General features: G+C 63.9%; 15 protein-coding genes and 1 pseudogene. 5 read left to right on the top strand and 11 right to left on the bottom strand.

Going from position 1 to position 20324, the window contains the following annotated elements; genetic code table 11:
* Positions 1-271: 271 nt before the first annotated feature.
* A complete protein-coding gene (locus ACFJI2_RS29350; protein ID WP_377702977.1) occupies positions 272-2593 on the top strand; it encodes a penicillin-binding protein 1A in 2322 nt (773 codons plus the stop codon).
* A gap of 84 nt (positions 2594-2677) precedes the next feature.
* On the opposite strand, the gene cyaY is transcribed toward ACFJI2_RS29350, so the two are convergent.
* The gene (cyaY, locus tag ACFJI2_RS29345; RefSeq protein ID WP_377702976.1) at positions 2678-3013 is read right to left on the bottom strand and encodes an iron donor protein CyaY; all 336 of its coding nucleotides are present in this window, start codon (positions 3011-3013) and stop codon (positions 2678-2680) included.
* On the opposite strand from cyaY, the gene ACFJI2_RS29340 reads away from it, so the two are divergent.
* Together ACFJI2_RS29340 and lysA are read left to right on the top strand one after the other, a co-directional pair.
* Positions 2928-3260 (top strand): lipoprotein, encoded by a 333-nt coding sequence (locus ACFJI2_RS29340; protein ID WP_377702975.1) that lies wholly within the window; start codon positions 2928-2930, stop codon positions 3258-3260. The genes cyaY and ACFJI2_RS29340 overlap by 86 nt on opposite strands.
* 8 nt (positions 3261-3268) lie before the next feature.
* Positions 3269-4546, top strand: a complete 1278-nt coding sequence (gene lysA / locus ACFJI2_RS29335; protein ID WP_107869983.1) for a diaminopimelate decarboxylase — start codon at positions 3269-3271, stop codon at positions 4544-4546.
* A gap of 73 nt (positions 4547-4619) precedes the next feature.
* On the opposite strand, the gene ACFJI2_RS29330 is transcribed toward lysA, so the two are convergent.
* The 6 genes and pseudogenes from ACFJI2_RS29330 to ACFJI2_RS29305 all read right to left on the bottom strand — a co-directional run bounded on the left by ACFJI2_RS29330 (position 4620) and on the right by ACFJI2_RS29305 (position 12168).
* On the bottom strand, positions 4620-5255 hold the full coding sequence (locus tag ACFJI2_RS29330; protein ID WP_107869982.1) for a protein-methionine-sulfoxide reductase heme-binding subunit MsrQ: 636 nt from the start codon (positions 5253-5255) through the stop codon (positions 4620-4622).
* Between the two features lies 1 nt (position 5256).
* Positions 5257-6234, bottom strand: a complete 978-nt coding sequence (msrP, locus tag ACFJI2_RS29325; RefSeq protein WP_377702974.1) for a protein-methionine-sulfoxide reductase catalytic subunit MsrP — start codon at positions 6232-6234, stop codon at positions 5257-5259.
* Between the two features lie 489 nt (positions 6235-6723).
* Positions 6724-7748, bottom strand: a pseudogene (locus ACFJI2_RS29320) (IS110 family transposase).
* A 122-nt stretch (positions 7749-7870) separates the two neighbouring features.
* Complete coding sequence (ccsB, locus tag ACFJI2_RS29315; protein ID WP_377702973.1) at positions 7871-9196, bottom strand: c-type cytochrome biogenesis protein CcsB; 1326 nt, start codon at positions 9194-9196, stop codon at positions 7871-7873.
* Between the two features lie 32 nt (positions 9197-9228).
* On the bottom strand, positions 9229-11379 hold the full coding sequence (locus tag ACFJI2_RS29310; RefSeq protein ID WP_377702972.1) for a cytochrome c biogenesis protein ResB: 2151 nt from the start codon (positions 11377-11379) through the stop codon (positions 9229-9231).
* Positions 11380-11505: 126 nt separating this feature from the next.
* Positions 11506-12168: a cytochrome c4 gene (locus ACFJI2_RS29305; RefSeq protein WP_107869972.1), complete on the bottom strand. Its 663-nt coding sequence runs from the start codon at positions 12166-12168 to the stop codon at positions 11506-11508.
* 171 nt (positions 12169-12339) lie between these two features.
* Between ACFJI2_RS29305 and yihA the strand changes: the two genes are divergently transcribed.
* Together yihA and hemB are read left to right on the top strand one after the other, a co-directional pair.
* A complete protein-coding gene (yihA, locus tag ACFJI2_RS29300) occupies positions 12340-13062 on the top strand; it encodes a ribosome biogenesis GTP-binding protein YihA/YsxC (RefSeq protein ID WP_377702971.1) in 723 nt (240 codons plus the stop codon).
* A 31-nt stretch (positions 13063-13093) separates the two neighbouring features.
* A complete protein-coding gene (hemB, locus tag ACFJI2_RS29295; protein WP_377702970.1) occupies positions 13094-14095 on the top strand; it encodes a porphobilinogen synthase in 1002 nt (333 codons plus the stop codon).
* A 7-nt stretch (positions 14096-14102) separates the two neighbouring features.
* On the opposite strand, the gene ACFJI2_RS29290 is transcribed toward hemB, so the two are convergent.
* The 4 genes from ACFJI2_RS29290 to ACFJI2_RS29275 form a co-directional block, all read right to left on the bottom strand.
* A complete protein-coding gene (locus ACFJI2_RS29290) occupies positions 14103-14933 on the bottom strand; it encodes an alpha/beta hydrolase (RefSeq protein WP_377702969.1) in 831 nt (276 codons plus the stop codon).
* Between the two features lie 20 nt (positions 14934-14953).
* The gene (locus ACFJI2_RS29285; protein ID WP_377702968.1) at positions 14954-15850 is read right to left on the bottom strand and encodes a cell envelope integrity protein TolA; all 897 of its coding nucleotides are present in this window, start codon (positions 15848-15850) and stop codon (positions 14954-14956) included.
* 136 nt (positions 15851-15986) lie between these two features.
* Complete coding sequence (locus tag ACFJI2_RS29280) at positions 15987-19121, bottom strand: efflux RND transporter permease subunit (RefSeq protein ID WP_377702967.1); 3135 nt, start codon at positions 19119-19121, stop codon at positions 15987-15989.
* Positions 19118-20308, bottom strand: a complete 1191-nt coding sequence (locus ACFJI2_RS29275) for an efflux RND transporter periplasmic adaptor subunit (protein ID WP_377702966.1) — start codon at positions 20306-20308, stop codon at positions 19118-19120. The genes ACFJI2_RS29280 and ACFJI2_RS29275 overlap by 4 nt, the downstream gene beginning before the upstream one ends.
* Positions 20309-20324 lie beyond the last annotated feature (16 nt).

Genomic DNA, 20324 nt, shown 5'->3' with positions numbered 1-20324 from the left:
GTTTAGGAGACAGAAGTGAGACGGTACATTAAATCCTAGCAATAAGGTGAATCCAGTGTAAAGGTATTTCTACTGTGCACAATTGCGCGTTTGTGAGGCTTACGCCACACTTTTTTCGCCCTGTCGTGACCTCAAAAACAACTAAGTTATTTAGTTGCTCACGATAAACATTTCCTGATTTACGGTAGGATATCGACGCGCCGCGGCTATCTGGGCTCGCTTATAATGGGCCGGATAACCATAGCGAAACCATAGCGAAAGATCGACGCGCATGAGCACTGCCCAAACCGGTACCCCCCCTTCCCGCCCCAGGAAAATCCTGCTGACCGTGCTGGCCTCCTTGCTGGGCCTGGCCATGGTCGCGGTGCTGCTGGTCGTGTTCGGCCTGGCGATGGCCTACCCCAACCTGCCCGAACTGGACTCCCTGACCGACTACCGCCCCAAGATGCCGCTGCGTATCTTCTCGGCCGACAATGTGCTGATCGGCGAGTTCGGCGAAGAGCGCCGCAACCTGGTGCACATCAAGGACATCCCCGACGTGATGAAAAAGGCCGTGCTGGCCATCGAGGACGACCGCTTCTACGACCACGGCGGCATCGACTACGCCGGCATCCTGCGCGCGGCCGTGCACAACGCCACCGGCGGCGCGCGCCAGGGCGCGTCCACCATCACGCAGCAGGTGGCGCGCAACTTCTTCCTGTCCAGCGAGCAGACCTTCAAGCGCAAGATCTACGAGATCCTGCTGGCGTGGAAGATCGAGAAAAACCTCAGCAAGGACCAGATCCTCGAGGTGTATATGAACCAGATCTACCTGGGCCAGCGCGCCTACGGCTTCTCCTCGGCCGCACAGATCTATTTCGGCAAGAATCTGAAAGACATTAGCGTGGCCGAGGCGGCCATGCTGGCCGGCCTGCCGAAAGCGCCGTCGGCCTACAACCCCGTGGTCAACCCCAAGCGCGCGCGCACGCGCCAGCAATACATCCTGGTGCGCATGCAGCAGCTGGGCTACATCAGCGACGCGCAGTTCCAGGCCGCCAAGGCCGAGCCGCTGAAGGTCAAGACCGACAGCAGCGAATTCGGCGTGCACGCCGAGTACGTGGCCGAGATGGCGCGCCAGCTGGTGTACGAACAGTTCAAGGAAGACACCTACACGCGCGGCCTGAACGTGTTTACCACCATCACCAAGGCCGACCAGGACGCGGCCTACCTGGCGCTGCGCCGCGGCGTGATGGAATACGAGAAGCGCCACGCCTACCGCGGGCCGGAAGCCTACATCAACATCCCCACCACCAAGGAAGAGGCGGACGACGCCATCGAATCCGAGCTGGCCGGCCACCCGGACAGCGACGACATCGTGGCCGCCATGGTGCTGCAGGCCACGCCGCAGAAAGTGACGGCCGTGACGGCCACGGGCGAAGAAATCAACATCACCGGCGCCGGCCTGGAGATGGGCAGATCCTGGCTGTCGGACAAGGCCGCGCCCAACAAGCGCATCCGCCGCGGCGCCGTGATCCGCGTCATGCGGCCGGAAAAGGACTGGGAAATCACCCAGATGCCGGAAATCGAATCGGCCTTCGTGGCCGCCTCCACCGAAGACGGCGCCATCAAGGCCATGGTGGGCGGCTTCGACTACAACCGCAACAAGTTCAACCACGTGACGCAGGCCTGGCGCCAGCCGGGTTCCTCGTTCAAGCCCTTCATCTACTCCGCTTCGCTGGAACGCGGCCTGTCGCCGGCCACCGTGATCAACGACGCGCCGATCTCCTTCGACGCCGGCCAGACCGGCGGCCAGGCCTGGGAGCCGAAGAACTACGACGGCAAGTACGAAGGCCCGATGACGATGCGGCGCGGCCTGACCAAGTCCAAGAACATGATCTCGATCCGCATCCTGCACCGCATCGGCGCCAAGTACGGCCAGGAATACACGACGCGCTTCGGCTTCGACGCCGAGAAGAATCCGCCCTACCTGACCCTGGCGCTGGGCGCGGGCGCGGTGACGCCGCTGCAGATGGCCGGCGCCTACGCCGTGTTCGCCAACGGCGGCTACAAGGTGGCGCCCTACCTGATCTCGAAAGTGACGGACGCCAACGGCAAGGTGCTGTCGCAGGCCAACCCGGACCGCGCTGGCGTGGACGCCAACCGCGTCATCGACGAGCGCAACGCCTTCCTGATGGACAGCATGATGAAAGACGTGGTGCGCTTCGGCACGGCCACCAAGGCGCTGTCGCTCAAGCGCCCCGACATCGCCGGCAAGACCGGCACCACCAACGACTCGATCGACGCCTGGTTCGCCGGCTACCAGTCCAAGCTGGTGGGCGTGGCCTGGATCGGCTACGACCAGCCGAAAAACCTGGGCAACCGCGAAACCGGCGGCGGCCTGGCGCTGCCGATCTGGATAGGCTACATGGCCAAGGCGCTGAAGAACATCCCGATCGAAGAGCGCGCGGTACCGGAAGGCATGATGTTGGTGGACGGCGAGTACTACTACGCCGAAAACCCGCCCGGCACCGGCGTCACCAGCCTGGAAGGCGCCACCCGCGCCAGCCCGGCCGAGGAAAAAGCCAAGGACGCCGTCAAGAACGAACTGTTCTGATGTCCTGATCCGGCCCCCGAAAATGGGGTCAGGGTTAATTATTCAGGAAATATTTCCTGAATAATTAACCCTGACCCCATTTTTTTATGCTGCGCTGATGACGACCGGGGCGCCGCCCTGGGCCGTGGTGATCTCGGACAGGGCGGCGAACAGCTCGGAGCCGTCGCGGGTGTTGATCCACTGGCCTTCGACGCGCTTGTAATGGAAGCCGCCCGAGCGCGCGGCCACCCACAGTTCCTGCATCGGCGCCTGGCTGTTGACGATGACCTTGGAGCCGTTGTCGATGAACTCGATTTCCAGCACGTTGCCGCTGCGCTTGCATTCCACGTCCACCATGTCCTGGTCGTTCAGGCGGTCCAGCGCGGCCTCGATGGCGTTCAGGGTGGCGTCGGCCAGGGTCAAAAATTCTGTTTCGGTCATGCTACACTCCAAGCTCTCTAGTCAAACCGTGATTTTAATCGTGAAGTCCACATTAGCGCTGCAATTCACTGCGCTGGCCTGTATCGCCGCCCTCCTGGGCGGCTGCGGCCAGACCGGCCCGCTGTACCTACCCAAACAGCCCGCCAAACCCGCCTCTGCCAATACCCAGGGCAAACCCGGCGTGGCGCCGCCGTCCGCCCCCGTGCCTTCGACTCCTCCCGCATCCCAACAATCGCCCATCAATTAAGTCATTCCATGTCGCAATTTTCTTACCAGAACGGCGTGCTGCACGCCGAAGGCGTGTCGCTGAGCGCCATCGCCGAACAGTACGGCACGCCCGCTTACGTGTATTCCAAATCGCAGCTGCTCGATAACTTTGCATCATACGCCGATGCCTGCCAGGGCCGCGACGCGCTGGTCTGCTACGCCATGAAGGCGAACTCCAACCTGGCCATCCTGGACTTGCTGGCGCGCCAGGGCGCGGGCTTCGACATCGTGTCCGGCGGCGAGCTGCTGCGCGTGATCGCGGCCGGCGGCGATCCGCGCAAGGTGATCTTCTCGGGCGTGGGCAAGAGCGTGGAAGAAATGCGCCTGGCGCTGGAACACGACATCCTGTGCTTCAACGTGGAATCGATCCCGGAGCTGCACCGCCTGAACGATGTGGCCGGCAGCATGGGCAAGAAGGCGCGCGTGTCGCTGCGCGTGAACCCGAACGTGGACGCCAAGACCCACCCTTACATTGCTACCGGCCTGAAAGCCAACAAGTTCGGCGTGGCCTATTCCGACGCGCTGGACACCTACCGCGCCGCAGCGCAGCTGCCGCACCTGGACGTGGCCGGCATCGATTGCCACATCGGCTCGCAGCTGCTGGACGACGCGCCGCTGCTGGAAGCGCTGGACAAGCTGATTGAGCTGATCGACGCGCTGGGCGCCGACGGCATCCACCTGCACCACCTCGACCTGGGCGGCGGCATCGGCATCGACTACGGCGACGAGGAAGACGGCGCGCCGGTGCCGGTGGGCGACTATCTGGGCCGCGTGTTCGCGCGCGTCGACGCCTGGCGCGCCGAGCGCCACGGCGGCAAGCCGATCAAGGTGATTTTCGAGCCGGGCCGCTCCATCGTCGGCAACACGGGCGTGCTGCTGACCAAGGTGGAGTTCATCAAGCACGGCGAGGAGAAGAACTTCTGCATCGTCGACGCGGCCATGAACGACATGGCGCGCCCGGCGCTGTACCAGGCCTGGATGGACATGCAGCCGGTGGTGCAAGGCGATGCTCAGATGGCGACCTTCGACGTGGTGGGGCCGATCTGCGAATCCGGCGACTGGCTGGCGCGCGACCGCGCGCTGGCGATCGCGCCGGGCGACCTGCTGGTGATGAAGACTGCCGGCGCCTACGGCATGACGATGGCGTCCAACTACAACACGCGCGGCCGCGCGGCCGAGCTGATCGTGGACGGCACCCAGGTCCACCTGGTGCGCCAGCGCGAAAACCCGGCCGACCTGTTCGCGCTGGAATCGCTGATCAAGTAAGGCCGCAGCGGCGGGTTAGGCGGGCGCCGCCCGCTAACCCGCCCTACGGACCACGCAGGCTGCGTAGGGCGGGTTAGCGCGGCAGCGCGTAACCCGCCGCAGCCGCCGCCTTGCTGCGCGCCCAGTACACGCGCACGCCCAGCAGCGCCAGCACGATCAGGCCGAACAGGATGGGCTGCGAGAAGTCATGCTTGGCCGCCTTCATCCACCAGAAGTGCAAAATGCCCAGCGGGGCGATCACATACACCAGCCGGTGCAGCCATTGCCAGCGCTTGCCGCCCAGGCGGCGCACCATGCCGTTGGTGCTGGTCACGGCCAGCGGGATCAGCAGCACGAAGGCGATGAAGCCAACCGTGATGAAAGGCCGCTTGACCACGTCTTTCAGCATTTCCTGCACGTCGAAGAAATGGTCGAACCACAGGAAGGTGGTGAAGTGCAGCAGGCCGTAGAAGAAGCTGTACAGCCCCACCATGCGGCGCAGCTTGAGCAGCCAGTTCCATTTCGTCAGGCGCCGCAGCGGCGTCACCGCCAGCGTGATGCACAGGAAGTACAAGGTCCAGTCGCCGGTGGCGCGCGTGATGTATTGCAGCGGCTCGACCAGCTGGCCGCTGGCGGTGAGCCAGATCAGCTTGAAGAACGGCAGCAGCGCCAGCACGAAGACCACCGCCTTCAGCGCCGTCACCTGCTTCGCGGTGGGATTGATGGCCATGTCAGAAGAACTTCTTGAGGTCCATGCCCGCGTACAGCGGCGCGACGTCGCTGTAGCCGTTGAACATCAGCGTCTTGCGCTTGCGCACCAGGAAGCCGTCCTCGCCGATGCGGCGCTCGGACGCCTGCGACCAGCGCGGGTGGTCCACGTCCGGGTTCACGTTGGAGTAGAAGCCGTATTCGGACGGCGCGGCCTCGTTCCACGCGGTGCGCGGCTGGTCCTTGACGAAGCGGATCTTGACGATGGACTTGGCCGACTTGAAGCCGTATTTCCATGGCGTGACGATGCGCACCGGCGCGCCGTTCTGGTTGGGCAGCACGTCGCCGTACATGCCCAGCGTGAGCAGCGCCAGCGGGTGCATGGCTTCGTCCATGCGCAGGCCCTCGCGGTAGGGCCAGGTCAGCACGCGGCTGCCGACGCCGGGCATCTGCGCCTTGTCGGCCAGCGAGATGAATTCCACGTATTTGGCGTTGCCGGTCGGCTCGACCTTCTTGATCAGCTCGGACAGCGAGTAGCCCACCCACGGGATCACCATGGACCAGCCTTCCACGCAGCGCAGCCGGTAGACGCGCTCTTCCAGCGGCGCCAGCTTGAGCAGCTGGTCCAGGTCCAGCGTGATCGGCTTCTTGATTTCGCCTTCGATGCTCACGGTCCACGGGCGCGGCTTGAGCGTGTGGGCGTTGCGCGCGGGGTCGTCCTTGCCGGTGCCGAATTCGTAGAAATTGTTGTAGCTGGTGACGTCCTTGTACGCGGTTTGCTTGTCCAGCGCGGAATACGCGGGGTTCAGCTTGGCGCCCAGCTTGCCGGGCGTGCCCTGGGCGAACGCTTCGCGCGAGGCCATTTCCAGCAGTGCGCCGCCGGCAATGGAGCCCACCGCCAGCTGCTTGATGAAGCTGCGGCGCGATTCGAAAATCTCGCGCGGGGTAATTTCTGACGAAAACGGCAAATCGATGCCGTTCGGGCTACGTTTGATCAACATGGCAACTCCGGGAATGAAAGTACTCGTATGGACTCTGTCGGACGAGACAGGGCTAACCTTACACCAATCTGTTGCGGCGGGAGTTTTACGTTCCGCTTAAATAATTGCCGACAAGCACTTTCTGCCCAGCGGCTACGTGCATGATTCTATTCAGGGCGCGGGAGCGGGGGAAGCCTGCATTTGTATGCGCGCATGTCGCCCTGCAAAGCGGATACAAAGGAATACAAAATCTATGGTCACCCTCCTTTTTGCAAGCTGATTTTGTATGATGTAGGTAGGCTTGCTTAAATCTATCCGGCGTCTGATTGGGGATGCGTACCCCCGCGCCACGATGAGAGTCGCGCCTGTCGGTCCTTAAAAGCCCCTCGGCCTTGCCAAGCCGGTTTTTATTCCAGGGTATCCGTCAGGCTGTTGTGCCGTTCACGTCATCCAATGTCAGCAGTCGCAAAACCAGGTAGGTGTACGTTAAAAAGTGAGCCAGGGAGGCCGTCATTTCGCGATGACGGCCTCTGTCATTTCAAATTCCGTGTGATGGGCAGCGATGGCCCATGCGGTACGTGCCAGTTTGTTCGCCAAGGCACAGGCCACCACGTTGGAATGGCGCCGTGTGAGCATGGAGCGCACCCATTCCGCCAGCCGTCCCCGCTGCCGCTCCAGGCGCTGCATATAAGCCCGGGCGCATTGCACCAGCAGGCGCCGTAAGCCTTTGTCGCCGCGCTTGCTGATGCCGAGCAGATTGTTTCTGCCGCCAGTGCTGTACTGGCGCGGCACCAGCCCGACGGCGGCGGCAAAATCCCGACCGCAGCGGTAGTGCTTGCCGTCGCCGACTTCAGCCGCGAGGACGCTGGCCGTGATCGGTCCGATACCGGGCACCGTCAGGAGCCTCTGGCCCAGATCGTCCTCGGCCAGTTGACGATTCAATTCTTTCTCGATGTCGGCAATCTGTTCATCGAGGTACTTGAAGTGGACTTGCAGCCGCTCCAGCACCCTCATCAGCCGTGCAGGCAGGTGTTCTTCCGCCAGCACGGAAGGCAACCGCTTATCGCTGCGTGGCCAACCGGCAGGCTGATGCCGAACTCCAGCAGGAAGGCGTGGATCTGGTTACTTGCCTTGACCCTGTCGCGCACCAGCGATTCGCGCACGCGGTGCAGCGCTGAGAGCATTTGCCGGGATTCATTTTTTGGTGTGACGAAACGCATCGCTGGGCGGCTGGCCGCTTCGCAGATTGCCTCCGCGTCGATGAAATCGTTCTTGTTGCTTTTGACGAAGGGGCGCACAAACTGCGGCGAGATCAGCTTGGGCTCATGGCCGAAGCGGGCCAATTGCCGGGCCATGAAATGTGCTCCCGCGCAGGCTTCCATGACAATCGTGCACGGATGAAAATTGGCAAGGAACTCGATCAGTTGCTTGCGGCTGAACTTCTTGCGCAGCAGCGCTTTGCCTTGCCGGTCCTGACCGTGGACGTGAAAGTTGTGTTTGCCAAGGTCGATGCCGATGAGGGTAACGGATTCCATGATGATCTCCTCTGGAAATGAAAACACCCTATAAGCTTAGTAACTTATAGGGTGGAGGGTGACCATCTCATTAGCCCCCGGGCGCAGGCGCGGCCGGGGGCTTTCGGGGGAGCGAGGCGGTGTTACAGCTTGCCGTAGGAGTGCAATCCGGACAGGAACATGTTCACGCCCAGGAAGGCGAAGGTGGTCACCAGCAGGCCCACCAGCGCCCACCAGGCCGCCACCTTGCCGCGCAGGCCGGACATCAGGCGCATGTGCAGCCAGGCCGCGTAATTGAGCCAGACGATCAGCGCCCAGGTCTCTTTCGGGTCCCACGACCAGTAGCCGCCCCACGCTTCGGCCGCCCACAATGCGCCCAGGATGGTGGCAATGGTGAAGAAGGCGAAGCCGGCCGAGATGGCCTTGTACATCACGTCTTCCAGCGTTTCGGCGTCCGGCAGGCGCGCGGCCAGGCGGTCGCGCATCAGGTTGGTCACGGCGAACAGCACCACCAGCACGGCGGTGAAGCGGCTGGCGTTGACCATGCCCTTGATGACGGCTTCGCCGGCACCGGACACATAGGCGATCAGCCAGGCCAGCGCCAGCAGCACCATGGGCGCGATCACCAGCGCCTGCCACAGGGTGCGGATCTTTTCATGCTTGAGCAGGTAGGCCCAGCCCACCATGGACGCCAGCGCGAAAGTACCGTAGCCGATGAAGTTGGCCGGCACGTGGATCTTCATCCACCAGCTTTGCAGCGCTGGCACCAGCGGCTGGATGTCGGCCGCGTCGCGCGACACGGTGTACCACAGCAGGAAGCCGACCGCGGCCGAGATCACCAGCAGCACGAAGGCGCCCAGCTGCTGCGTCTTGTAGTGGGCCTCGTAGTACAGGTAGAACATGGCCGTGATCAGCGAGAACAGGATGAACACTTCGTACAGGTTGGAGATGGGGATGTGGCCCACGTCCGAGCCGATCAGGTAGGACTCGTACCAGCGCACCAGCATGCCGGTCAGGCCGATGATGAGCGCTGCCCAGCACAGCTTGGAACCGACCACGAAGCCCATCGAGGAACGGGCCACCAGGCCGATCCAGTAGAACAGCGTGGACAGGAAGAAGAAGGTGCTCATCCACAGGATGGCGGACTGGCTCGACAGCATGTATTTGAGCCAGAACTTCTGGTTGGCGGCGTCCAGGCTGCCGCCGTACATGGCCACGGCCAGCAGCGCCAGCGCGAAGGCCAGCGGCATGAACCAGCGCACCGGTTTCCAGTGCCAGCCCAGCGCCGCGAACGACGGCACGGCCGCCAGCAGGATGGCTTTTTCGTAGACGTCCATGTAGGCGCCGTAGCGGTTGAGCGCGAACAACGCGCCGCCGGCCAGCACCAGCGCGAACAGCCAGTCGAAGATGGTGAGGCGCTTGAAATAGCCCGGCGTCTGGCTATAGGTTGGGGTTTGTGTCATTTCCATCGTGGTCTCCAATACTGCTTATGCCATGCAGCTTACGCCGATTGCGGTAGCTTTTCCTTCAAGTCTGCAAATTCCTTGTCGAAATCGAGGGTCTTGCGCTGCGTGCTCATGGCCATCAGCGCGTGCGCGCCGGCCTCGCTGTCCTTGATCCACACCCACAGGCGGCGCTCGCGGATGTAGAACATCGAGAACACGCCGAGCACCAGGAACAGGCAGCCGAGGTAGACCACGTTCTTGCCGGGCGACTTGGTCACCTGGAACACGGACGCCTTGACTTCGTTGAATTCGTCCAGCTGCAGGTAGACCGGAGCGCCGTAGAAGGTGGCGTCGGACAGCGCGTTGGTGGCCAGCTGCAGGAAGCGGCCGTGCTGCTCGTTGCCTTCCACCGGCGCCAGGCCGTCCTTTTCGCGCGCGGCCTGCCACAGTTCCCACATGCTGCCGTTCAGGATCTTCATGAAGATGTCGGCCGCTTTTTCCTGTTCGGCTTGCGGCACTTTTTCCAGGAAGCGCGAGATGGCGACAAAGCCGCCCACCGGGCCGCCGTCCTTGCCGTCGCCCGCTTCGGCGCCGGCGAACATGTTCAGGCTGCGCGCCGACGATTGCGCCAGCTGGTCGCGCAGCGCGGCGCTGCCGGCGCCGGCGGCCGCATTGGCCGGGGCGGCGCTGCCGCCCGGCATGGCGCGGCGCGCGTAGCGCTCGGCGGCCAGCGTGCGCAGGGCCGGATCATGCAGCGCGGCGCGCAAGCGCATCCATTCCTTCACCGTGTGCTCGTCGTCGGCCGGGATGCGCAGGTAGCTGAACGGGTCGCCCGGGTTGGCGCGCACGCCGGCCAGGAACACGGTCGCGCCGTCCACCGTCACCGGCTGCATGTAGTTCTGGAATTCGCGCGCCTGGCCGGTCTGGTCGCGCAGCTTGTATTGCACGCTCGGGCCGACGTTCTTCAAGTCCTTGTTGTTGGCGTTCTTGGCCGCCGAGCCGAGCTGCTGATCCAGACTGCGCAGGCCGCGCGCGAAGCTGTCTTCCAGCTTCTCGCCCTTGGCCACGGCGCGCGCGTCCTGGCTGGCCATGTTCTCCACGTTGAACGGACGGAAGCCGGTCCATTCGACGGTGTATTCCTTGCCCAGCGGCGTGGCGGCATTGACTTCGCCGGTGACGTCGAAGCTGGCCTTGTCGGCGCCCGCCATCGGGTAGCCCTTGAGCTTGAGCTTGGTGCCGCCGTCCTCGAAGCTGGACTGGTACACCGCCAGGCCCTTGTAGATCAGCGGCTTGTTCACCTCGATGACGGAGCTGAAGGTCTTGCCGGTTTCATGGTCGCGCACTTCCACTTCGCTGGCGAACAGCTTGGGCATGCCGGTGCTGTAGAAGTCGATGTTGAATTTCTTGAGCAGGATGGTGAACGGCAGGTCCTGGATCAGCACGCCGTCCGCGCGCGGGATGATGGCGGTGTTGCTGGCCTGCCCCTCGGGAATGGCGGTGTTGGCGCGGTAGGTCGGGTTGCCCAGGCCAAGGCGGTGCTGGGCGGGAATGTCGGCGATGACGCCGCTGCCCGCGAACGGGGTCTTGCCCATGAACCATTCCTGGAAGCGGATCGGCATGTCCGAATCGAGCAGGCCGCCGATGCAGATGATGACGATGGCGCTGTGCGCGAAGATGTAGCCGAACTTGGCGCCGGCGCCGCGCTTGGCGGTCACCAGCGTGGCGTGCTCTTTCTCGACGATGCGCGCCTTGTAGCCGGCGTGGCCGAGGCGCTGCGCCATCTGCTGCGCCAGCGCGGCGCGCGGCAGCGGCGAGGTCCAGTCGTTCTTGTGGTGGAAGTTCAGCAGCGACTGTTCGCGCACGTTCTCGCGCCAGCTGCGCATATCCTTCAGCATCTTCGGCGTATTGCGCACGATGCACAGGGTGGTGGACACCACCAGGAAGCCCATGATGGCAAGGAACCACCACGCCGAGTACACGGCGTACAAGCCCACCTTGTTGAACACTTCGAACCAGAACGGGCCGAACTGGTTCACGTAGTTGGACATCGGCTCGTTCTGCTTCATCACCGTGCCGATCACGGACGCGATGGCGATCATGGTGAGCAGGCTGATGGCGAAACGCATCGAAGACAGCAGTTCGACGGTCGCGTCGAACGCTGGCCGGCGGGTTTTCAGTTTGATACCGGCGGTGCTGGTGGTGCTCATGCGGACACTATCTCAAAAAGGACTGGCAGCAGAATACCAACAAAAGGGCAGCCCGCTCACGCGGCCGCCCTCTTTTTACTATTCACGAACTGATATGCGCCATATTGGCGCACAAATACATGGTTTTTACTTCAGGCCGGCCACGTAATCGGCAACCGCCTTCATTTCGTCGTCCGACAGGCGCTTGGAAATGGTGCTCATTTCCACGCTGTTTTTGCGGCCGTCGCCACGGAAAGCGGTCAACTGGGCAACCGTGTAGTCCTGGTGCTGGCCAGCCAGGCGCGGGTACAGGGCAGGAATGCCGCCGCCGGCAGGGCCGTGGCAGCTGGCGCAGGCCGGCACGTTCTTCTCGGCGATGCCGCCGCGATAGATCTTCTTGCCCAGCTCGATGGTATCCTTGTTCTTGGCGGCGCCCGGTTTTTGCGCCTGGGTGCTCAGATAGGCAGCGATGTTTTTCTTTTCATCGTCGCTCAGCATCTTGGCGTAGGTGCTCATCACCGGATTGCTGCGCGACGGCGAGGCGAAATTCACCAGTTGTTTGTAAATATAGGCTTCCGGCTGGCCAGCCAGCTTGGGATTGGCCGCGATGGTGGAGTTGCCCGCTGCGCCGTGGCAGGAGACGCACGCCGGCAGGCCGCGGGCGTTGTCGCCGTCGGCATACAGGCTGCCGCCCTTGGCGGGATCGACTTTGGCGGCAGGGGCAGCATGTTCGGCAGCCGATGCGACACCCGAAACGGCCAACACTGCGAAGAGCAAGGACTTTACAAACGGTGAAAACGCACGATTCATTCAAACACCCTGAGACTAGTGAAAAAAATGGTGGGACTGCCGTGTATTTATTCTACAAGCATGTTGCGCGCTTATTTGCTTTTATACATGGCAACAATTCGTAACCCCTTATTGTACAATAGCTTTTCGCCGTTTTAGCTTTCTTTGTTGCATTTCTGCCCACCCCCTCCCATGTCTAAACTCTGGCAAGCCCGCTTCTTTACCACCGTGAATCACTTGCGCGAATTGCCCAATACCACGGTGCCCGAAATCGCCTTCGCCGGCCGCTCCAACGCCGGCAAGTCGACCTCCATCAATATTCTGTGCAACCAGAAGGGGCTGGCTTTCGCGTCCAAGACGCCAGGCCGCACCCAGCACATCAACTTTTTCTCGATCGGCGGCGCCCACGTGGCGATGCACCGCAAGGACCCGACCAAGGTCGAGGAAATCCAGGCCATGCTGGTGGACTTGCCCGGCTACGGCTACGCCGAAGTGTCCGGCAACACCAAGCTGTACTGGCAGCGCCTGCTGGGCGACTATGTGCAGCAGCGCGAGCAGCTGGCCGCGCTGATCCTGATCATGGATTCGCGCCGCCCGTTCACCGACCTGGACATCCAGATGCTGGAATGGTTCGCCCCGACCGGCAAGCCTATCCACTGCATCCTGACCAAGGCCGACAAGCTCACCCGCAGCGAATCGACCACCGTGCTGCGCCAGGCGCAAGCCAAGCTGGACAGCTACGTGGACGAGGACGGCGAAGGCTTTCCCTTCACCGTGCAGCTGTTCTCGGCACTGAAGCGCATCGGCATTGAAGAAGCCACCGCCAAGATCATCGAACTGGCCGGCCTGGACGAGGACGACGCCGCCGCGCAGGCGGAACTGATCGACACGCCGGAAGATACGTCGGACGACTAAACACGAAAGCACGAAAGGAAACCCTGTAGCCATGGCCCACAACACGCCCTTCCCCGCCATCCGCATGCGCCGCATGCGCCGCGACCCGTTCTCGCGCGCCCTGATGCGCGAAAACGCCGTGACCGCGTCCGACCTGATCTACCCGGTCTTCATTCTCGACGGCACGAACCAGCGCGAGCCGGTGGCGTCGATGCCGGGCGTGGAGCGCGTGTCGATGGACTTGCTGCTGAAGGTGGCGGAAGAATGCGTGGCGCTGGGCATCCCGGTGCTGGCGCTGTTCCCTGTGATCGACCCGGCGCTGAAGACGCCGGACGGCATCGAGGCCACCAACCCGGAAGGCCTGGTGCCGCGCGCCGTGCGCGCGCTGAAGCAGGCTTTCCCCGAGCTGGGCATCCTGACCGACGTGGCGCTGGACCCGTACACCAGCCACGGCCAGGACGGCCTGATCGACGATAACGGCTACGTGCTGAACGACATCACCACCGAGATGCTGGTGCGCCAGGCCCTGTGCCAGGCGGACGCCGGCGTGGACGTGGTGGCGCCGTCGGACATGATGGACGGCCGCATCGGCGCCATCCGTGCCGCGCTGGAGGAAAAAGGCCACATTCACACCCGCATCATGGCGTACTCGGCCAAGTATGCGTCGGCGTTCTACGGCCCCTTCCGCGACGCGGTCGGCTCCGCCAAGAACCTCGGCAAGGGTGACAAGAACACCTACCAGATGGACCCGGCCAACAGCGACGAAGCGCTGCGCGAAGTGGCGCTGGACCTGCAGGAAGGCGCCGACATGGTGATGGTCAAGCCCGGCATGCCTTACCTGGACATCGTGCGCCGCGTGAAGGACGAGTTCAAGGTGCCGACCTTTGCCTACCAGGTCAGCGGCGAATACGCGATGATCAAGGCGGCCGCGCAAAACGGCTGGCTGGACCATGACAAGGTGATGATGGAATCCATGCTGGCCTTCAAGCGCGCCGGCGCCGACGGCGTGCTGACCTACTTCGCGCTGGATATCGCGCGCAAGCTCAAGGGCTGATTTTTCTTTACGGCACGGGGTGGCGGATCCAGTTGGCGATCTGCTCCACCGCCTGCTGTTCCATGCCGATGAAGCCGTGATAGTGCAGCGGCCCGCAAGGGTCGCCGCCAGGCACGCTGCCGCCGTCCGCCAGCAGCGTTTTCGTCACCGGCGCCCCCGCCAGCTTGCCCGCCAGGCTCTTCGCCTCCCACGGCCGGCAGATGCCGCAGCTGTCCTGCAGGTGATGCATGACCAGCACCGGCACCCGGATCTTGCCGATGTCCTGCGTCGGCACGGCGCCCTCCCGCTTGTAGGCCGTCACCGTCGAGGTGAGCACGATGCCGGCCAGGTCGCCGCCCTGCCCCTGCCCCTGCCCCTGCCCCGCGTCGCGGATGGCGGCCGCCGCCACCGAGATCGTGCCCATGCTGGTGCCTACCAGCCACAGCGGCGCCGGGCTTCTGGCCTTGATGGCCTTGAAGATGGCTTGGTTGTCCTGCGCGTGGCTGTCGCCCAGGCGCGCGCGGCCGTCGAGCTCGCGCAGGTCGGGCGCCAGGCCCACCAGTACCACGTTGAAGGGCTGGGCGGCGAACAACTGGGCGGAGCGGACCAGGAAGTTCTGGCTGGAGGGCCAGCCGTTGGGGCCGATGGGGCCATAGCCGCCATTTCCGCCGGAATACAGCACCAGTGTGGCGACCGCGTCGGGACGCCAGCTGGCGTACAGCGGCACGCTGACACCGCGCGTCTCCACCCGCATCACGCTGCCGGCGGCCGCTTCAGCCTGCGCCCGCGCGGCCCCGCCCCAGACCAGGGGCGCCGCGCACAAGGCCCACAACATTCCCGCTGCTGCACGTCGTTTCATGGGCGCTCCGGTTCGAAGGGTCAGCGTCGATAGTTGGGGAAGAATTCCTTGAGCAGAAAGGCTTCCAGTTCGGCCTGGTATTGCTTGCCGGCGTTCATGGTAATCACTTTCCCCAAGCGGTGCGATTCCCATTGGAATTCGCCCGGTTTTTCCTTGCGGATCAGGTCTATCATGCGCCGCACGATGGCCGTTTCGATGTCGATGTCCGTGCCCAGCTCCACGTGCACCTGCTGCGACCACTGGCGCTTGAAGTTGGTGTTCCAGCCGCGGAACTTGATGTCGGCGCTCAACCCGGTTTTGTTGACGATGGAGAAGATGCCGCCCGTGTCGTCGCGTTCGCCGGCCGCGTTGCGGCCCAGGGCGCCCATGATGTTGGCGCGCGCGATGCGGTTGGCGCGGTCGGATTCGCTTTCCTGCGGTTCCTGCGCCGGCTGCGGATTGGCGTCGGCGCGGCGCTTGCGGGCGGCCTCCACGCGCGCCATCATGTCTTCTTCCACGGCCGGCGTCGGCGGCGGCTTCATGGTGGCCTGCACCGGCGGCACATAGGTTTCCAGCTTGGGCGGCGCGGCCTTCTTAGCGATAGCCTTGCTTTCGCGGCGCGGCTGCGGCTGCGCCTTGGCCACTTCGGTTTTCTTCGGCTCGGGCTTGGCTTTGGGCGCCGGCTTGTCCTTCAGCGGGGCGACCCAGACCATTTCGCCCTCTTTGGCGGGCGGCTTGAGGGAAATTTTTTCCTGGGGATGGAACAGGTAGTACAGCACGATCAGCAAGTGCAGCGCGATCGAGACGCCGATGCCGACACGGTTGTGCTTGCGCGGTCCGCCATAGCCGTAGCCGTCGTGCCGGGGCAGCTTCTGGCCGCATGCTTCGCAATATTCGTGGCTGTGGTCAGCCTCGTGGGTGTGGCGGAACTGGAACAAGATGGACGGACTTTCTGAACAAACACCCGAGAGAGCGCCCAGCTTACCCGGACTCGCTCTTGATGGATGTTACCGTATGTATCACAAGATTGCCTAAAGCAAACGGGCCGGAAATATTCCGGCCCGCCGTATGATATCAGTGCTTGGCCAGGCTGACAGCTTTTAGCTCGACCGGCGCCTTGGCCGGTTCCGGCTGCTCCGCCAGCGCCGCGTCGTCCATCGGGCCGCTGCCGCTGTACTTGTCGAGGAATAAATAGATCACCGGGGTGATGTACAGCGTGATCACCTGCGAGAAGATCAGGCCGCCCACCACGGCCAGGCCCAGCGGCTGGCGCAGTTCGGCGCCGGCGCCCAGGCCGAGCGCGATCGGCAAGGCGCCCATCAGGGCCGCCAGCGTGGTCATCATGATGGGGCGGAAACGCAGCACGCAGGCTTCGCGGATGGCGTCGGCCGGCTTCATGCCCTGGTTGCGCTGCGCGTCCAGCGCGAAGTCGATCATCATGATGGCGTTCTTCTTGACGATACCGATCAGCATCAGGATGCCGATGATGGCGATCATGGTCAGGTCGAGGTTGAATATGCGCAAGGTCAGCAAGGCCCCAACGGCCGCCGACGGCAAGCCGGCCAGGATGGTCAGCGGGTGGATGTAGCTCTCGTAGAGCACGCCCAGCAGCACGTAGATGACGCCCAGCGCGGCGATGATCAGGATCAGCTGGCTGCCCTGCGAGCTCTGGAACACGGCCGCGTCGCCGCCGTAGGTGGTGATGATGGATGCGGGCAAGCCCATGTCCAGCGCCATCTTGTCGATCTTGTTGGTGGCCACGCCCAGCGGCACGTCCGGCGCCAGGTTGAACGACAGCGTGATGGCTTGCAGCTGGCCCTGGTGGTTGACCGAGGTGGGGCCGACGGTGCGCTCCACGCTGGCAAAGCTGGACAGCTGCACCAGGTTGCCCGCCTTGTTGCGCACGGAAATCTTGGTCAGCGCGTCGTCGAACTGGCGGTCCTGGGTGGCCGCTTCCAGGATCACGAAGTAGCTGGCGGCGGACGAGTAGATGGTGGACACCTGGCGCTCGCCGAAGGCCAGGTAGAGCGCGCTGCGAATGGCGCTGATTTCCACGCCCAGCGTGTTGGCCTTGTCGCGGTCTATCTTCAGCGACGCTTGCAGGCCCTTGTTCTGCGAGTCGCTGGTGACGTCGCGGAAGTCGTTGTCCGAACGCATGCGTTCCTGGAACTTGCTGGCCCAGTCGTTCAGCGCGTCCGGGCTGACGGACTGCAGCGTGTACTGGTAGCGGCTCTTGCTGGGGCGGCCGCCCAGCTGCAGGTTTTGCACCGGGCTCAGATAGACCGAAATGCCGGGCACTTTCTTGGTGGCCTTGCGCAGGCTGTCCAGCACCTGCGGCATCTTGGCGCGCTGGCCGCGCGGCTTGAGCACCAGGAACATGCGGCCGCCGTTGCCGCCGCTGACAAAGGACGTGACGTCCTGCACATTGGGGTCGGCCATGATGACGTCGGCCACCTTGCCCTGCAGTTCCAGCAGCGCGGCCGAGGAAATGTCTTCCGACGCTTCCGTGGTGACGCGGATTTGGCCCAGGTCTTCCTCGGGGAAGAAGCCCTTCGGGATGGTGGCGTACAGCACCACGGTCAGCACGAAGGTGCCGATCGCCAGGGCCAGCACCACGTAGCGGTGGCGCAGCGCAATGTCCAGCGTGCTGGCGTAGCCCCGGCGCAGGCGCGAGAAGCCGGCTTCGAACCAGCGGCCGATGAAGGTGTCGTCGCCTTCGGCTTCGTGCGCTTCGTTCGGCAGCAGGCGCGCGCACAGCATGGGCACCAGCGTCAGCGACACCACGGCCGACACCAGCACCGACAGCGCCACCACGACGGCGAATTCGTGGAACAGCAGGCCGATCACGCCGGGCATGAAGAAGATGGGAATGAACACCGCCACCAGCGAAATGGAAATCGAGATAATGGTGAAGCCCATTTCGCGCGAGCCGATCAGCGCGGCCTGCAGCGGCTTCTTGCCCAGCTCGATATGCCGCACGATGTTTTCCAGCACCACGATGGCGTCGTCCACCACCAGGCCCACGGCCAGGGTGATGCCGAGCAGGGACACGTTGTCCAGGCTGTAGCCGAAGGCATACAGCAGGCTCAGCGCGCCAAGCAGCGAGATCGGCATGGTGATGGCCGGGATGAAGGTGGCGGCCGCCTTGCGCAGGAACAGGAAGATCACCAGCACCACCAGCACCACGGTCAGCGCCAGCGTCAGGTTGACGTCGTGGATGGCTTCGCGGATGGAGACGGAACGGTCGTTGACCAGGTTGATCTTGACCGAGGCTGGCAGCTGGGCCGTGAAGCGCGGCAGCAGGGTGCGCACGCCGTCCACCACCTGCACCGTGTTGGCGTCCGGCTGGCGCTGCACCAGCAGCACGATGGAGCGCTCGCCGTTGTAGCTGCCGGCGGTCTTGACGGACTGGTAGCTGTCTTCGGCGTCGGCCACGTCCTTCAGGCGCACCGGCTGGCCGTTGCGGGTGGCGATGATCAGTTCGGCGAATTCGGCCGCCTTCATCAGCTGGGCGTTGCCCTGGATGGTGAGGGTCTGGCTGGGGCCGTCCAGGATGCCCAGCGGGGTGTTGGCGTTGGCCGACTTGATGGCGGCGGCCAGTTCGTCCAGCGTGATGTTGCGGGCGTTCAGCAGGTCGGCCTTGGCGCGGATGCGCACGGCGAAGCGCTTCTGGCCGTTGACGGTGACCTGGGCCACGCCGGGCAGCGTGGACAGGCTGGGGGCGATCAGGTTTTCCGCGTAGTCGTTCAGCTCGGACAAGCTGAGCGAGGGCGAGGTCATGGTCATGAACAGCACCGGCGCGTCGGCCGGGTTGACCTTGCGGTAGGACGGCAAATCCGTCATTTCCTGCGGCAGCGAGCGCTGCGCGCGCAGCAGCGCGGCCTGCACGTCCACGGCGGCCTCGTTGACGTTGATGCTGGGGTCGAATTCCAGCGTCAGCGAGGTATTGCCCAGGGTGCTGGTGGAAGTGATCATGCTCAGGCCGGCGATGGTGGAGAACTGCTTCTCCAGCGGCAGCGCGACCGAGGACGCCATGGTTTCCGGGCTGGCGCCGGGCAGGTCGGCGCCGACGTTGATGACCGGGGTGTTATAGCTGGGCAGTGCCGCGACGGGGATATGGGCGTAGGCCAGCACGCCGGCCAGGATCAGGCTCAGCGACAGCAGCACCACCATCACCGGGCGGCGGATGCACAATTCGGACAGGTTCATGCTGCGCTATCCTTCTTTTTTGCGTCGCCGCCGCCCTTTTTCTTGCCTTCGGGCGCGGCGTCGGCGATGCGCACCTTGCCGCCGGGGCGCAGGTTCTGTTTGCCTTCGACGATGATTTTCTCGTCGCCATTCAGGCCGCTCACGGCGGCGTAGGGGCCGAACGTGTGCAGGCGCTTGATGTTGGCCACCACGGCGGTCTGGTCCGGGGCGACCGTGTACACAAACGTACCTCTGGTGTTGCTAATGATAGCGTTTTGCGGCACCACCAGCACGTCTTTCAGCGTCTGCACGGTGAGCTTGGTGTTGACGTACTGGCCCGGCCACAGCTGGGTCTGGCTGTTGTCGAACTCGGCCTTCACGCGGATCACGCCGGCCATGGGGTCGACCGCGTTGTCGATGAAGCTGAGCTTGCCCTTGAACTGCTTGCCGCCCGATTCCACTTCCACCGGCACCGCGCCGCCCTGCTGCGCGGCCAGCAGGCCGGCCAGCGCGCTTTCCGGCAAGGTGAAGGACACATTGATCGGGTTGAGCTGGGTGATCGTGGTGAGCGAGGTGGACAGCTGCACCAGGCTGCCCGGATAGACGTTGATGGCGCCCACCCGGCCCGTCATCGGCGCGCGGATGGTGGTGTAGCTGGCGTCCACCTTCACGGCCTGGGTGGCGGCGATGTCGGCGTTGAGCACGGCGCGCGCCTGCTCCACCTGGCTGCGCAAGGTGTCCACCGCGCCCTGAGCGATGAATTTCTGCGCCAGCAAGTCCATGCTGCGCTGGTACTGGCGCTCCAGGTCGGCCAGCGTGGCGCGGTCGCGCATCACCTGGGCCTGGGCTTTTTCCACGTTGGCGTTTTCGCTGCGGCTGTCGAGCGAGAACATCAGCTCGCCCTGCTTGACGAACTGGCCTTCCTTGATGTGCACCTTGACGATGGTGCTGGTGGTTTGCGGATGCAGGTCCACCGTGCTGATGGGCGAGACGGTGCCGTTGGCCGTCAGCAGCACCGGCACGTCCTGGCGCTGCGGCGTGACCACGTTGACGGTGGTCGGGCCTTGCTGGCCCTGCTTGCCTTGGCCTGCCGTGGCGGACGCGGCCGATTCGGCGCCGTGCCCGGCGGCCGGCTGCGCGTAATACCAGGCGCCCGCGCCAATCGCGGCGGCTGCACCTACCAGGAGTACCAGAGTCGTCTTTTTCATGTTGTTTTGGATAAAT

This window comes from Pseudoduganella sp. UC29_71 (assembly GCF_042693265.1).
In the GTDB taxonomy this organism is placed as follows: domain Bacteria; phylum Pseudomonadota; class Gammaproteobacteria; order Burkholderiales; family Burkholderiaceae_D; genus Rugamonas.
Note: the sequence above shows the minus strand (reverse complement) of the source record. Positions and strands in the feature narration are given on the sequence as shown.